Origin of the sequence: Streptomyces griseobrunneus (assembly GCF_046713465.1) — a bacterium.
GTDB lineage: Bacteria > Actinomycetota > Actinomycetes > Streptomycetales > Streptomycetaceae > Streptomyces > Streptomyces microflavus.
This window is the reverse complement of the sequence record NZ_CP177080.1, coordinates 5,189,510-5,203,232: the sequence shown is the minus strand read 5'-3', so window position 1 is coordinate 5,203,232 and position 13,723 is coordinate 5,189,510. Positions and strand designations below refer to the sequence as shown.

Sequence of the window (13,723 nt, the reverse complement as noted above, 5' to 3'; positions counted from 1 at the left end):
GTCAGTCCGCGGCCGGTTCGCGGCGGCGGCGCGAGGTGCGCACGGCGACGGCCACGGAGGCCACAGCGGCGAGCACGAGACCGATCACCGCGTGCCGGGTGCCGGGGCCCTGGGACTCGGTGGCCCGCTCGGCGAGGGTGGCGGTGCCTCCGCCGCCCGCCTTGACGGGGGCCACGGGCGAGGGGCGGGTGTGGTGGATGACGGTGAGGGTGCCGGTCGCCTTGCCCTTGCCGTCCTTGCACGTCACCCAGACGTCGTAGGAGCGGGGTTCGGCGTCGGAGCGGATGGTGGCCTCGGCGAAGAGGCCCTTGGCGTCGGCGGGGGTGAAGTGGGCTTCCGAGACGAAGGCGTCGGAGTTGCCCTTGGCCTGACGGCCTTTGCCGCAGACGTCGACCCAGAGTTCCACCTGCCCGCCCGGGGCGATCGTGGACGGGGTGACCGAGACGGTCCCGGTTCCCCGGTCGTCGTCACCGGCCCGGGCGGCCGGGGATGCCTGGGCGGCGGACACGGGCAGGGCTATGAGCGCGGCCGCCGCTGCGGCACAGAAAGTGATGGGCATCGAACGCATCGTGAACCTCCTAGGGGAAGGTTCACGCCTGCGGTGCCGACCCGCATCCGCAGTCCTCCATTCGAGCGAAGGTCGCGCGACTGCGGATGCGATCCGTGCAGCTCAGGGGCGGTGCCGCTGGTTACGGGCGGTCGGCCTGGTCCGGCAGGTCGATGAGGTCGACCAGGTCGGCGATGGAGTCGACGACGTGGGACGGCCGGAACGGGTAGCGGTCGATGTCCGCGAGGCCCGTGAGGCCGGTAAGGACCAGGAAGGTCTGCATCCCGGCCTCCAGGCCCGCCAGGACGTCGGTGTCCATCCGGTCGCCGATCATGGCGCTGGTCTCGGAGTGGGCGCCGATGGCGTTCAGCCCGGTCCGCATCATCAGCGGGTTGGGCTTGCCCGCGAAGTACGGCTCCTTGCCGGTGGCCTTGGTGATCAGGGCGGCGACCGAGCCGGTGGCGGGCAGCGGGCCCTCGGCGGACGGGCCGGTCTCGTCCGGGTTGGTGCAGATGAAGCGGGCGCCCGCGTTGATGAGCCGGATCGCCTTGGTGAGCGCCTCGAAGCTGTACGTACGAGTCTCGCCGAGCACCACGTAGTCCGGGTCGTGGTCGGTCAGGACGTACCCGATGTCGTGCAGCGCGGTGGTGAGCCCGGCCTCGCCGATGACGTACGCCGTGCCGCCGGGGCGCTGGTCGTCCAGGAACTGGGCGGTGGCGAGGGCGGAGGTCCAGATGTTCTTCACGGGCACGTCCAGGCCCATGCGGCTGAGGCGGGCGTGGAGGTCGCGCGCGGTGTAGATGGAGTTGTTGGTGAGGACGAGGAAGGGGAGCCCGGAATCCCGCAGCCGCTTGATGAAGGCGTCGGCTCCGGGGATGGGGGTGCCCTCGTGGATGAGGACGCCGTCCATGTCGGTGAGCCAGGAAGTGATCGGCTTGCGGTCTGCCATGGGTCGGGACTCCTGCCGTACGTACTGCACGCTGGGGGTGCCCGGACCACACCGTCCCGGCACCCCCAGCATAATTAGCCTGCGGTGATCTTTACCCCGTCGATCACCCAGTACCAGTTGTTGGCGCCCGTGTAGTGGAACCGGAAGCTCACGCTGGTCGCTCCGGCCGGGACGCTCAGCTTCAGCGACTGCGGCTGGGAGATCACGTCGGAGGTGTAGCTCTTGACGGCGGTCGGGGTGCCGCCGTTCCAGGAGGCGAGGACGCGGGCGCTCTGGCTGCCCTCCTGCCGGTACAGGGTGGTGAAGTCCAGCGTGACGGTGGACTTGCCGCCGACCGCGTGCGCCGGGGTGACGAGCGTGGAGTCATACGGGCCGGAGGAGGCCTTGTCGTCCCACTCGTCGGAGTCGGCGACCGCGAAGATCCCGCGCGAGCGGACGTTCAGCTCACGGGACTGGTCGCGCTGGGAGCGGCTCCAGAACTCGTCGGTGGCGAAGGACCAGCCGCGCCACTCGGCCACTCCCCCGGTGCCCATCGCGGAGTTGATGACCGACCAGCCGCTGGGCGCGGTGTGGGTCCAGCCGAGGACCCCGGCCGGGATCCCGGTCTCGTCCACGCGGCCCGCGAGCGCCGGGTAGAGGGCCTCGAAGGGGTCGGTGGAGCGCTCCTGGATGGGCTTGCCGTCCAGACCCCAGGCGGGGTCCGGTGTGATGCCGAGCTGCTTGAAGACGGTGGCGGCGACATCGACGAGGCGGGTGTCGGCGGGCGTGGCACCGGCGGCGATACCGGGGCCCTGGGCGAGGACGAAGGTGCGGCGCTCCTCGACGGAGCTGCCGCCGTGGCCGCCGGCGTTCGTGTGGCCGTGGTCGGTGGCGACGATGACGGTCCACCGCTCGGTGGCGTACGAGGGGCGGGCCTTGATCGCGGCGAGGAGGCGGCCGAGGTAGCCGTCCACGGTGTCTATCGCGGCACGGTACTGGGGGCTGGCCGCGCCGAGGTTGTGGCCGACGATGTCGACCTGGCCGAGGTAGGCGAAGACGACGTCCGGGTTCTGGTTGCGCAGGATCGACTCGGTGTCGGCGGCGATGGTGGCGTCGTGGCCGGTGTAGCCGTCGCGGTCGCCGTCCAGGACGAGCTTGGCGTCGGCGCCCGCGGTGACCGTGCCCTGGGTGTCCAGGGGCTTCCAGTCGACGGCGGCGTACGTGGAGAGCTGGGGCCGGACCTGGGCGAGGCGGGCGAGGAAGCCGGGGTACTGCCCGTAGTTCTTGCCGGCGAAGGAGTTCTCCTTCACGCCGTGCTTGTCGGGCCAGACACCGGTGGAGATGGTCGACCAGCCGGGGCCGGAGGAGGTGGCGGCCATCGGGTTCGCGTACAGCAGCGAGGTGCCGTACGTGCCGTTCGCCATCATCGACTTGAGGTGCGGGGCGTTGGCGGCGGCGATGACGTCGTGGCGGAGCCCGTCGATGCCGACGACGAGCACCTTGTCATTGCTGGTGCCGTTCGGGAGCGTGGGCGGGGCGGCATGGGCGGTGGTGGCCGTGGCGAGGGAGCCGACGGCTGCGGCCGAGGCGGCAGCGGCGGTGGTGGCGAGCACGGAGCGTCGGGAGACGGATCGGGACACGTGATCCTCCAGGGGGACGGTGACACAGGTGGCCGGCGGGGCGTGAACTGCCCTCTGGACCAGACCCGTTACCTTCGCGAGACAAGCGGGCCGAGTCCAGAGCTTCGCGGTGCGGATGAGACCTTCGCAGCAGACCATGGCCGAAAGGTGGCCGGTCAGCTTCCGGTGGCCGTCTTCCAGGCGTCGATGTACGTGTCGAGGTTGGTGCCGATGTCCGACCAGTCCGGCTCGAATATCTCGACGCCCTCCAACAGGCCGTTGAGTTCGCTGGCGTTGGCGTCGGTGGCCTTGATGTCCTTGCGTGCGGCGAACCCTCCGCCGACCGCGCTGACATCGCGCTGCGCCTGCTCGGAGAGGAGGAAGTCGAGCAGCTTCTTGCCGTTCTCGCTGTGCGGGGCCTTGGCGAGGAGCCCGGCCGCGTACGGGAGAGCGAAGCTGGTGGGCTTCCCGTCGCCCTTGGCCGGGAACCAGATGGCGAGGTTGGGCATGTCCTTGGACTGGGCGTAGTTCATCTGGACATCCCCGTTGGCGACGAGGAGTTCACCCTTGTCGACCTTGGGCGCGAGCTTGCCGGTGGAGGCGGACGGGCCGACGTTGTTGGTCTGGAGCCGCTTGAGGTACTCCATCGCCGGCTCCTTGCCGCCGAAGTCGTGCATCGCCTTGATCAGGACGGCGGTGCCGTCGCCCGCGACGCCGGGGGTGGAGTACTGGACCTTCTCCTTGTACGAGGGGTCCAGCAGCTCCTCCCAGGTGCGCGGCGGGGCGGTGAGCTGCTTCTTGTTGTAGATGAAGCCGAAGTAGTTGTTGACGACGGAGGTCCACTTGGCGTCGGGCGCCTTGTCCGCCGCGTCGACCTGGCCGGCGCCCTCGGGCTCGTACGCCGCCAACAGCCCCTTGGCGTGGGCCTGCTGGATGAAGGGCGGCAGGGTGACGAGCACGTCGGCCTGGGTGTTGGACTTCTCGCGGACGGTGCGCTGCACCATCTCGCCGGAGCCGCCCTCCACGTACTTCACCTTGATGCCGGTCTCCTTCTCGAAGTCCTTGAAGACCTTGTCGTACCAGCCGTCGCCGTTCTCGCCCTTGAGGCCGTCGGCACTGTAGACGGTGACGACCTTCTCGTCGGAGGCGGCGGAAGTTCCCCCGCAGGCGGTGAGGGTCAGAGCGGCGAGGGAGAGGGCGCCGAGGACGGCGACGGGCTGCTTGAGGGCATGGGTGCGCATGGGATGTCTTCTCCTGGAGCGGTTACGTGAAGGGGTTCGGGGAGTTCAGGGTTTTCAGCGGTAGGAGGCGCGGGTCCGGATGCGGGAGACGGCCGTCAAGACGAGGAGCGTCGTCCCCATCAGGACCACGGCGAGGGCGGCGCCGGTGAAGAGCGAGCCGCGGTCGGTGGCGGCGAAGATGTGCACCGGCAGCGGGGTCCAGTCCGGCGGGTAGAGCATCATCGTGGCGCTCAGCTCCCCCATGGACAGGGCGAAGCAGAGCCCCGCCGCTGCTGTGAGCGAGGGCAGCAGGAGCGGCAGCCTGACCCGCCACAGGACGCGGGCGGGGCTCGCGCCGAGGCTGGCCGCCGCCTGCTCGTACATCGGGTCCAGGCGCCGGGCGGCGGCCGAGACGGACTGGTAGGCGAAGGCCGTGACGAGCACGGCGTGGGCGATGATCACGATCCAGCGGGTGCCGTTGAGGAGGACCGGCGGCCGGCTGAAGGCGACGAGCACCGCCAGGCCGACGACCACCGACGGCACGGCGACCGGCAGCATGAACAGCGCGTCCAGGAGCCGTTTGCCGCGCCGGCCGAGGGAGCTCGCGGCGAGCGCCGCCCAGCCGCCGAGGACCAGGGCGAGGACGCCGGCGCAGAGAGCGGTCACCAGGCTGGTGGTGAGCGCCTGGAGGGAGTCGCCGCTGGTCGCGGCGGTGTAGCGCTCGGCGGTGGGGCCGGAGGGGAGGGCGCCGGACCAGTTCGTCGAGAAGGAGGCGGCGAGGATGACGAGGAGGGGCACGGCGAAGAGGGGGATGAAGAGGAGGGCGAACGCGGACCAGGTGGCCCACTTGCCCGTACGGCTATGCACCAGCACGACGGCTCACCACCCGGTACAGGCTGTAAAGCCCCACGGAGAGAACGATGTTGACGACGGCGACGACACAGGCGGCCGGGTAGTCCGACTCCAGGATCGCCTTGCTGTAGACGAGCATCGGGAGCGTCGTGACCCCTTTCGCCCCGGTGAACAGGACGATCCCGAACTCGTTGAGGCAGAGCACCAGGACGAGGCTGCCGCCCGCCGCCAGCGCGGGGAGCGCCTCGGGCAGGATCACCTGCCGCACGATCCGGACCGGGCCCGCACCGAGGGAGGAGGCCACCTCCAGCTGGGCGGTGTCGAGTTGGGAGAACGCGGCGAGCAGCGGGCGCATCACGAACGGCGTGAAGTACGTGATCTCCGCGAGCAGGACGCCCCAGGGGGTGGTCAGGAAGTGGAAGGGCCCCTCGGCCGCCCCAGTGACTCCCGTCCAGGCCCCGTTGGCCATCCCGACCGACCCGTAGATGAAGAGCAGGGCGAGCGTGATGAGGAAGGACGGGAAGGAGAGGAAGACGTCGATGAACCGGGCGACCGCCTTGCCGCCGGGGAACGGCACGAAGGCGATGACCAGGGCGAGGGCGAAGCCGAGTACGAGACAGCCGACGGTGGCGCCGGCTGCGAGCCAGACGGTGGTGGTGAGCGCCTCGCGGAAGGCGGTGGAGGCGAAGACCTCGGTGTAGGGGGTGAGGGAGGCGCCGCCGTCCTCCAGGGATTCGGGGGTGAAGGACTGCCGGACGACGAGGGCCAGGGGGTAGAGGAAGCCGAGCGCGAGGACGAGGACGGGCGGGAGGGCCCAGGCCCAGGTGGGCGTCCTCGTGAGGCGGGCGGGTGACTTGCCGGGGGCGGACGGGCCCGCGGGTTTCCGGCGGACGGTCGCGGTGCCGCTGGGGGCGGTGGTGCTAGCCACTGGCCGCCTCCCGTTCCCTGGCCGGGGCTTCCGGGGCTTCCGGGGCTTCCGGGGCGGTGCCCGCCGGGAGCAGCACCGCGTCCTGGGCCGCGAAGTGCAGGGTGACGGGGTCACCGAGGGCCGGGGGGTCGCGCAGTTCACGGAGGTCGGCCATGACGCGGTGGCCGTCGATGTCGGCGTGGACGCGGTGGGTGGAGCCGCGCCACTGGACCTCGGTGACCGTGCCGGTGAGCGCGTTGGGCCCGGCGCCGATGCCGACCAGGTGCGGTCGGACGCAGAGGGTGGCGGAGGCCCCGGGGGCGGCGGTGCCGGTGGGGACGTCGAGGGCGGCGCCCGCCAGGTCCACCCGCCCCGGGCCGGTGACGGTGACCGGGAGGAGGTTGGCGTTGCCGACGAACGAGGCGGTGAACTCCGTACGGGGCCGGCGGTAGAGCTCCTCGGGGGTGCCGCAGTCCTGGAGCCGGGCCCGGTCCATGACGGCGATCCGGTCGGCCAGGGTCAGCGCCTCGACCTGGTCGTGGGTGACGTACAGGATGGAGACGTCCGGCAACTCACGGTGCAGCCGGGCCAGTTCGGCGAGCATGCCGGAGCGGAGCCGGGCGTCGAGCGCGGAGAGCGGTTCGTCGAGGAGGAGTACGCCGGGGCGGATGGCCAGCGCGCGGGCGATGGCGACGCGCTGCTGCTGCCCGCCGGATAGTTCGCGGGGGTAGCGGGTGGCGTAGGCGGCCATGCCGACGAGTTCGAGGGCCTCGGTCACCCGCCCGGCGATCTCGGCCTTGGGGGTGCGGTGGGCCTTCAGGCCGAAGGCGACGTTGTCCTTGACCTTGAGGTGCGGGAAAAGGGCGTACTGCTGGACCACCATCCCGATCCCCCGCTGGTGCGGGGGCAGTTGGGTGACGTCACGCCCGCCGATGGACACGCGCCCGGAGGCCGGCCGGACGAATCCGGCGACGGCCCGCAGGGCGGTGGTCTTCCCGGAGCCGGAGGGCCCGAGGAGGGCCATGACCTCGCCGGGTTCGACGGTGAGGTCGAGCCGGTCCAGGACGGTGTTCTCCCCGTAGGCGACGCTGACGCCGTCGAACCGGATGCCGCTGGGGGCGGTGGTGGCCGGTCCGGTGGTGCTGGGCACGGAGGCGGCCGGTCCGGTGCCGCTGGGGGCGGTGGTGGGCCCGCGGCTCATGCCTCGGCCCGCGCGATGAGGTCCGGCAGCTCGGCGACCGACCCGAGGACGTGGGTCGCGCCGTTCCGGTCCAGCTGACCGGCGTCGTGCGCGCCGGTCAGGACCCCCACGACGAGCCCGGCGCCGGAGCGTACGCCGCCGAGCATGTCGTACGAGGTGTCCCCGGCCACCGCGACCCGCCGAACGTCGTCCACCGCGCCCGTGCGCAGGAAGGCGGCCAGGACCATGTCGGGGTAGGGGCGCCCCCGGCCGCCCGCGTCGGCGGGGCAGAGGGTGAGGGGGACGAGGTCCTGCCAGCCGAGGGCGGCGAGGATGGCGTCCTGGGTGGTGCGGGCGAACCCGGTGGTCAGGACGACGGTCCGTCCCTCGGCGGTGAGGCGCTCCACGGCTTCCCGGGCACCGGGGATCGGGGCGATGCGGCCGCCGTCGACGAGTGCCCCGTACGCCTCCTCGAAGGCGGTGTTGGCGTACTGGGCCTTCTCCTCGTCCCCGAAGAGGTGCCGGAAGACGGAGATCTTCGACTCGCCCATGGTGGCCCGTACGTAGGCGAGTTGGCGGTCGTGCTCACCGGATCCGGGCTTCACGCCGAGGCGTTCGGCGGCGGCGGAGAAGGCCTGCTCGACGAGACCGCCGTCGGCGACGGTGGTCCCGGCCATGTCGAGGACGACGAGGCCGAAGGGGTTGCGCTCGGTCGCATCGTTCGCTTGCTCTGCTGAAGTCATGTTGTTCACCAGCCCAGTTGGTCTGCGGTCGTTTCGGCGATGGCGGGCGAGCACGTCATGCCGCGCCCGCCGGGCCCGGTCACCAGCCAGACCCCGTCGCGCACCTGCTGGCGGTGGACGACGCGTGAGGTGTCGGTGCACTGGGCGTAGACGCCCGCCCAGCGGCGCCGGATGCGGGGCAGCGGGCGGCCGAGGAAGGCCTCGACGACCCGGGTGAGGTGCTCGTACGGCTCCTCGACGGTGTCGAAGGCGAAGGGGTGCTCGTACTCGTGGGTGTCCCCGATGGTCAGCCCGCCGTCGTTCCGCTGGACCATGAGGAGCTGCATGCGGTGCTCGGCGGCGACCGGGTCCTGGGGCTGGTGGGCGTTGAGGGCGTCGAGGGCCTCGCTGCGGTACGCGGGGTAGTAGCGGAAGCTGTCGGCGTCGGCGACCGAGGTGGTGAGGGGCTCGCCGAGCGGGTCGGTCTGCATCATCTGGAGGCGGACGCGACGGACGGGCAGCTCGGGTCCGGCCAGTTCGCGGACGAGCCCGCCGAGCCAGGCGCCGGTCGCCAGGATCACGGCGTCACCGGTGTGGACGTCACCGTGGTCGTCGCGCACGGAGGCGGCACCGGCGACTTCGCGGACCTCGCGGCCCCCGAGGTAGGTGTACCTCCCGGAGGCCAACAGCTCTGCTTGCAAGGCGAGTTGGGCGGTGCGCGGCTCGACAGCCGCGTCGCGCTCGCACCACAGGGCGGCGGTGAACGTGCCGCGCAGGGCGGGGTTGAGGGCGCGGGCCTCCTGGGCGGTGAGCAGCTTGTAGCCGCGCGCCGCCGCGTCGGGCCGGGCGAGCGCCGCCTCGGCGACGGCGACCTCGCGGGCGGTTCGCAGCGGGGTGAGCGAACCGCAGGCCCGGAAGCCGAGCCCCGGCACGCGCTGCCCGATCCCCTCCCACAGCTCCCTGGCCCGCAGGGCGGTTTCCAGCTCCTCGCCACCGGCTCGGCCGCTGACCCATATCTGTCCGAAATTGCGGAGCGATGCCCCGCGCGCCTCGCTCTCGCGCTCGATCTGTACGACCTCGTGGCCGCGGCTGACTGCGTGCCAGGCGTGCATGGTTCCCACCACGCCGGCTCCTACGACGATGACTCTCACGACGGCCACGCTCCTCGGGGCGGGTGTCCCGGACGCATCCGGTCGACGACGGGACGGTGAACGACCCCCCAAGCTTGGACTAGACCCGTTACGTTTCCGTTACCGACGAGGGCTCGTCCGTGCCGTCGGACTACGTCAGCGCTCGCCGTCCAGATGCGTGGTGAAGGAGAACCGGTCCCCCCGGAACAGGGTCCGCACCCGCTCCAGCGGCCGCCCCGCCGTGTCCCTGGAGAGCCGGTGGATCAGGAGCATCGGCAGGGCGGGCGGGGTCCCGATGAGCAGCGCCTCGCGGGGGGTGGCGAGCACGGTCTCGATCCGCTCGTCGGCGTCCCCGAACGCGATGCCGAGCCGGTCCCGGAGGTAGGCGTAGAAGGAGGAGTCCGGCTCGAACCCGGTATCCAGCTGCGGGAGTCGGGCGACACTGACGTACGTGCTCTCCAGCCCGACCCGCTCGTCGTCGGCGAGCAGCACCCGCTCCAGGTGCCAGACGGGTTCGCCCCGGCCCACCCCGATCTCGGCGGCGAGCGCCTCGGGACACGGGAAGCGCTCCAGCCCGATGAGGTGCCGGCCGGGCCGTCGGCCCTGGCGCCGGACGCCTTCCGTGTAGCTGGCGAGCGAGAGCGGCTGCTCCAGCTTGGGCCCGGCGACGACGGTCCCGCGCCCCTGGCGGCGCAGCCGCCCCTCCAGCAGGAGCTCGCGCAGCGCCTGCCGGACGGTCTCGCGCGACACCTCGTGGCGCAGGGCGAGATCCCGCTCTGTGGGCAGCAGCCCACCCTCGCCCAACTCATCCAGGAGGAGAGAGATTTGGGCCTTTACCGCGTAGTACTTGGGAATACGGCCGTGCTCCGGGATGCCGGAGCGGATCGGTGCGCCAGGTGCCTGGTCGTTCGGGTAGTCCACCGCCCGATGGTGGCAGACGCGGGTGAACGGCCCGGTGGGGGTGGCGGTGGCGCGGTCGGGTCAGGGTCGGGGTGACGGTCGGGATCACGGTCGCGGTCGCGGTTGCGGTCGGGGGCAGGGTCGCGGTCAGCCCGCCGTCCGGCGCATCCGGCGGCCCTGCATCACGAGGACTCCACCGCAGAGGACGAGAACCCCGGCGAGGGCTCCGGCCCAGGGCAGCAGCTCCGGTCCGGTGCGGGCCAGTTCGGGGAGCGGGCGCCCCGTCCCGTAATGGGGCGGACGCGCGGGCCGCTCCTTGCCGCCGCCGTCCTCCCGGGAAGTCGCCGAGCCGTCCGGGCGGGGCAGCGCGCTGGGCTCCGGCGCGCGCTCCTTGCCGGGGCCCGTGTGGGTGGGGGCGGGGGTGCGGGCGGGCGTCGGTGCGCCGGAGGACGCGTCCGTACGGGGCCGGGGCTCGGCAGGGACGTCCGTACGGGTGTCGCTGTCCTCGTCGGTGCGCTCCGGCCGGGGGACCTCGCCGGTGCGCTCCGGCCGGGGGACCTCGCCGGTGGAACCGTCGGCGATCACGAACCGGTACTCCCCCGACTCCCCCACCCAGTCGCCGTCCTCACGGCCGCCCCCCTTGGCCTTGTCCTGGTGGCGGCGCTGGACGACCGCGGCATGGGCGGTGACCCGGCCGGGGCCGGTGTCGGAGGTGAAGGCCATCCGGACCCGGACGCTGACGGTGCTTCCGGCGGGGATGGTGAACCCGAGGAAGCCGTCGTCGGAGCCGTCGGAACCGCCGGAGTCGGCGGAGCCTTCCGTGTGGCCGGGGCCGGGTTCGCCGCCGTCGAAGACCCCGATCTGCTCGTGGCGGTCGGTGGTCTCCCAGGTGACCCGGTGTTCGGTTCCGGGGCGGCCGGGCTCGGAGAACTTCAGCTGGATCTGGTCGGCGGTCAGCTTGCGGTCCTCGTCGTTGAGCACGAGCACCGGGTGCAGGGCGCGGCAGGAGGTGTCGGTGGTGTTGGTGAGGTCGAGGAACCAGGTGCCGTAGCCGCCGCCGGAGACGTACGTCTTCGGGGCCTCCTGGATCCGGGTCTCGATGGGGAACTCCTTGGCGCCCGGATCACCGCAGGCGGGCTGCTCGTCGGCAGCCTCGGCGGCCGTCCCGGCCACTAAGGACGCGGGGTGGGCGGCGGCCTGCGGACCGCCCAGGAGCGCGGCGGGCACCGCGATCCCGGCGGCCAGCCCGAGGGCGGCGAGCGCACGGGCATCACGCAGCCGCGCGCAGGAGGTGGGGTACATGGGGGACACCCTTCGCTGCTCGCGAACGACCGGGGCGGTGGCCACCGGTTGTGGCCTCCGACGCAAGCACGCGCGCGCGGACTCAGAGAGTCGACATGCCGACACCGTTCATACGATCACCCGACCGGCTTTTAGCTTCGCCCTCAAGCCAGGGTCAGGGGTCGACAAGGCTCGCCCCGGACACCAGGGCGCGGACCGTGTCCGCGAAGTACTGCTCATCGGCGTCCGGGGCGAGGCCGAGCAGGACGCCCTGACTGAGGCCGATGAGCACGGCCCGCAGTGCCGTGGTCAGACGCTGCGCCTGATGCCGCGTCACGATGCTCCCAACATGCGGCCTGCCGGTGAACAAGGCGATCAGCCGGTCCTCCTCCGCCCGGACCGACCCGGCCAGCCGGGGGCCCACCTCGGGGTCGCGCAGGGCCATGTCCAGCAGGGTGAACTGCAGCGACTGGCCGGCCGGCGCGTCGACGGCGTCGCAGCTCCGCCGGTAGTACCGGGCGAAGGCGTCGACCGCCCCCAGGAGATCCGCGTCGGCCGGAATCACCTCCTCGATCTCCTCGTAGTGCGGCTGCAGGTGATCGGTGACCAGGGCGCCCAGCAGCCCGCTCTTGCTGCCGAACAGCGAGTAGACGGCCCCCGTGGTCAGCCCGGCCCGCTCGGCGATCTCGTCGAGCCTGGCGCGGTGCCCTTCCCGGGAGACGACGTGGAACGCGGCGTCCAGGAGGGCGCGGCGGTTGCGTTCCTTGGTTTCGGCTCTCGTCATTCTCATAATCTCGTTATTCTAGTAACTGAATTACGGAAGAGCACGCACGCAGGGCAGACCTCAGGGAGGAACACTCATGACACGCATGCTGGCGGGGGCCATCGGTGACGGCGTCTTCAAGGTGGTGCTCGGCGCCGCCTTCCTCATCGGCGGCGCCCGCTTCGGCAATCTGCTCGGTGCGCCCACCTGGCTGCTGGCCGTCTCGGGGGCGGCCCTGCTGATCGGCGGCGGGATCGAGGCCGTCCACGTCCGCCGCCGCCCGATGGCCACCTGCCTACGGCTCATGATCGCCTACGACATCGGCTGGGTACTGGCGAGCGCCGTCGCCCTGGTGCTGGCGTGGCAGGGCAGCACGGCCGGGGGCGAGCTGTGGACCGCGTACCTGACGGCGGCTCCCCTCGCGCTGGCCGCACTGCTGGTGGGCGCGGCCGCCAGCCCCGCACCCGCCTCCGTACGACCGTCGGCTCCGGACACCCCCGCAGCCTGACCGGCCCCCCGGCACTTCCTACCCCCGCTCCCCCACCCGCCCGAACACCGGCGCGAGCACCAGCTGGGCGGCCCCCTCCGCGACGGGCCGGTCCCCGCCGCCCGCGACGGTGACGACCACCCCGCCCCCGCCCCCGCCACGGGCGGCCCGCTCCTCGATCACGGCCCGGACGCCTCGTACGTACGCGTCCTCGTCGGCCGCCACCGTCCGCCCGCCCAGCACCACCCGGTCGATGTCGAGGAGCCCGACCAGGTTCGCGGCGCCCGCGCCCAGGACCCGGGCCGCCTCCGCCCGGTCGCCGCGCGCCTCGGCGGCCAGGCAGAGGGCCTCGATGCAGCCGCGCCCGCCGCACTCGCACAGGGGCCCGTCCAGCTGGAGGGTCTGGTGGCCGAACTCCCCCGCCCCCGTCCGCGCGCCCCGGTGCACCTGACCTCCCAGGACGAGCCCGGCGCCGAGCCCCGTACCGAGGTGGAGGTAGGCGAAGTCGCCGGGCGGCTCACTCAGCGAGAGGGTCAGGGCGGCGGCGTTGGTGTCCTTGTCGACGGTGACGGGCAGCCTGGTCTGCTCGGCGAGCGCGTCGCGCAGCGGGTAGCCGTCCCACTGCGGGAAACCGGTGACCCGGTGCAGTACGCCGTCCCGGTGGTCGAGCGGGCCGGGTACGGCGACGCCGACACCCAGCACCGGCTTGTGCGGTTCGGCCGCGCTCAGGTCCCGTACGGCGTCGGCCGCGTCGGCGAGCACCTTCTCCGCCGGGGCGCCGAAGTCGAGCGGGGCGGTGGTGACGGCGACCGGGCGCCCGGCGAGGTCGACCAGGACTGCGGTGAGCCCGTCGCGGTCCAGGTGGAGGCCGACAGCGAACTGGGCGTCGGGGACCAGCCGGAGCACCGTACGCGGCTTGCCGCCGGTGGAGGGGCGCAGGCCCGCGCCGACGGCCAGGCCCTCCGCCCGCAGCCGGGCGGTGATCTTGCTGACGGCCTGCGGGGTGAGGCCGGTGCGCTCGGCGAGCTCCAGCCGGCTGATGCCCTCCGCCCCGGCGGCCCGCAGCAGGTCCAGGACCAGGGCCGCGTTGTGGTGGCGCAGCGCCGGCAGGTTCACCCCGGCCGGGGCCTTCGCCCTGCTCGTGTTCACGGTTCACTCCCCTTCACCCGCCCCATTGTGCCGGTCGC

Annotated in this window: 14 protein-coding genes; 1 reads left to right on the top strand and 13 read right to left on the bottom strand. The window is 72.5% G+C overall.

Annotation, left to right across the window (positions count from 1 at the left end; genetic code table 11):
* Position 1: 1 nt before the first annotated feature.
* The 12 genes from ACK8N7_RS23695 to ACK8N7_RS23640 form a co-directional block, all read right to left on the bottom strand.
* Complete coding sequence (locus ACK8N7_RS23695; RefSeq protein ID WP_403213114.1) at positions 2 to 568, bottom strand: hypothetical protein; 567 nt, start codon at positions 566 to 568, stop codon at positions 2 to 4.
* A 121-nt stretch (positions 569 to 689) separates the two neighbouring features.
* A complete protein-coding gene (locus tag ACK8N7_RS23690) occupies positions 690 to 1,496 on the bottom strand; it encodes an HAD-IIA family hydrolase (protein WP_043972197.1) in 807 nt (268 codons plus the stop codon).
* 74 nt (positions 1,497 to 1,570) lie between these two features.
* Complete coding sequence (locus tag ACK8N7_RS23685; protein ID WP_403213116.1) at positions 1,571 to 3,115, bottom strand: alkaline phosphatase family protein; 1,545 nt, start codon at positions 3,113 to 3,115, stop codon at positions 1,571 to 1,573.
* Between the two features lie 155 nt (positions 3,116 to 3,270).
* Positions 3,271 to 4,335: a 2-aminoethylphosphonate ABC transporter substrate-binding protein gene (locus ACK8N7_RS23680; RefSeq protein ID WP_500444083.1), complete on the bottom strand. Its 1,065-nt coding sequence runs from the start codon at positions 4,333 to 4,335 to the stop codon at positions 3,271 to 3,273.
* A gap of 54 nt (positions 4,336 to 4,389) precedes the next feature.
* Positions 4,390 to 5,187 (bottom strand): ABC transporter permease, encoded by a 798-nt coding sequence (locus ACK8N7_RS23675; RefSeq protein WP_403213120.1) that lies wholly within the window; start codon positions 5,185 to 5,187, stop codon positions 4,390 to 4,392.
* On the bottom strand, positions 5,174 to 6,094 hold the full coding sequence (locus ACK8N7_RS23670; RefSeq protein WP_500444081.1) for a 2-aminoethylphosphonate ABC transporter permease subunit: 921 nt from the start codon (positions 6,092 to 6,094) through the stop codon (positions 5,174 to 5,176). The genes ACK8N7_RS23675 and ACK8N7_RS23670 overlap by 14 nt, the downstream gene beginning before the upstream one ends.
* On the bottom strand, positions 6,087 to 7,274 hold the full coding sequence (locus ACK8N7_RS23665) for an ABC transporter ATP-binding protein (RefSeq protein ID WP_500444080.1): 1,188 nt from the start codon (positions 7,272 to 7,274) through the stop codon (positions 6,087 to 6,089). The genes ACK8N7_RS23670 and ACK8N7_RS23665 overlap by 8 nt, the downstream gene beginning before the upstream one ends.
* Positions 7,271 to 7,996, bottom strand: coding sequence for a phosphonatase-like hydrolase (locus tag ACK8N7_RS23660; RefSeq protein WP_500444078.1), 726 nt, complete (start codon positions 7,994 to 7,996; stop codon positions 7,271 to 7,273). Before ACK8N7_RS23660 ends, ACK8N7_RS23665 begins: the two co-directional genes overlap by 4 nt.
* A 5-nt stretch (positions 7,997 to 8,001) precedes the next feature.
* Entirely contained in the window at positions 8,002 to 9,126 is a 1,125-nt protein-coding gene (locus tag ACK8N7_RS23655; protein ID WP_500444076.1) for a TIGR03364 family FAD-dependent oxidoreductase, read from the bottom strand.
* Between the two features lie 135 nt (positions 9,127 to 9,261).
* Complete coding sequence (locus ACK8N7_RS23650) at positions 9,262 to 10,026, bottom strand: GntR family transcriptional regulator (protein ID WP_403213130.1); 765 nt, start codon at positions 10,024 to 10,026, stop codon at positions 9,262 to 9,264.
* 126 nt (positions 10,027 to 10,152) lie between these two features.
* On the bottom strand, positions 10,153 to 11,307 hold the full coding sequence (locus ACK8N7_RS23645) for an LAVTG motif-containing sortase-dependent surface protein (RefSeq protein ID WP_500444074.1): 1,155 nt from the start codon (positions 11,305 to 11,307) through the stop codon (positions 10,153 to 10,155).
* Between the two features lie 154 nt (positions 11,308 to 11,461).
* Entirely contained in the window at positions 11,462 to 12,070 is a 609-nt protein-coding gene (locus ACK8N7_RS23640) for a TetR/AcrR family transcriptional regulator (RefSeq protein ID WP_500444072.1), read from the bottom strand.
* 76 nt (positions 12,071 to 12,146) lie between these two features.
* Between ACK8N7_RS23640 and ACK8N7_RS23635 the strand changes: the two genes are divergently transcribed.
* Positions 12,147 to 12,557 (top strand): hypothetical protein, encoded by a 411-nt coding sequence (locus tag ACK8N7_RS23635; protein WP_500444070.1) that lies wholly within the window; start codon positions 12,147 to 12,149, stop codon positions 12,555 to 12,557.
* Positions 12,558 to 12,575: 18 nt separating this feature from the next.
* On the opposite strand, the gene ACK8N7_RS23630 is transcribed toward ACK8N7_RS23635, so the two are convergent.
* Complete coding sequence (locus tag ACK8N7_RS23630) at positions 12,576 to 13,685, bottom strand: ROK family transcriptional regulator (RefSeq protein WP_500444068.1); 1,110 nt, start codon at positions 13,683 to 13,685, stop codon at positions 12,576 to 12,578.
* Positions 13,686 to 13,723 lie beyond the last annotated feature (38 nt).

Bases quoted from the DNA above. Each gene is read 5' to 3' on its own strand.
- ACK8N7_RS23640 (WP_500444072.1), bottom strand. From the start codon at position 12,070: ATGACGAGAGCCGAAACCAAGGAACGCAACCGCCGCGCCCTCCTGGAC.
- ACK8N7_RS23695 (WP_403213114.1), bottom strand. From the start codon at position 568: ATGCGTTCGATGCCCATCACTTTCTGTGCCGCAGCGGCGGCCGCGCTC.
- ACK8N7_RS23665 (WP_500444080.1), bottom strand. From the start codon at position 7,274: ATGAGCCGCGGGCCCACCACCGCCCCCAGCGGCACCGGACCGGCCGCC.
- ACK8N7_RS23690 (WP_043972197.1), bottom strand. From the start codon at position 1,496: ATGGCAGACCGCAAGCCGATCACTTCCTGGCTCACCGACATGGACGGC.
- ACK8N7_RS23645 (WP_500444074.1), bottom strand. From the start codon at position 11,307: ATGTACCCCACCTCCTGCGCGCGGCTGCGTGATGCCCGTGCGCTCGCC.
- ACK8N7_RS23680 (WP_500444083.1), bottom strand. From the start codon at position 4,335: ATGCGCACCCATGCCCTCAAGCAGCCCGTCGCCGTCCTCGGCGCCCTC.
- ACK8N7_RS23635 (WP_500444070.1), top strand. From the start codon at position 12,147: ATGACACGCATGCTGGCGGGGGCCATCGGTGACGGCGTCTTCAAGGTG.
- ACK8N7_RS23660 (WP_500444078.1), bottom strand. From the start codon at position 7,996: ATGACTTCAGCAGAGCAAGCGAACGATGCGACCGAGCGCAACCCCTTC.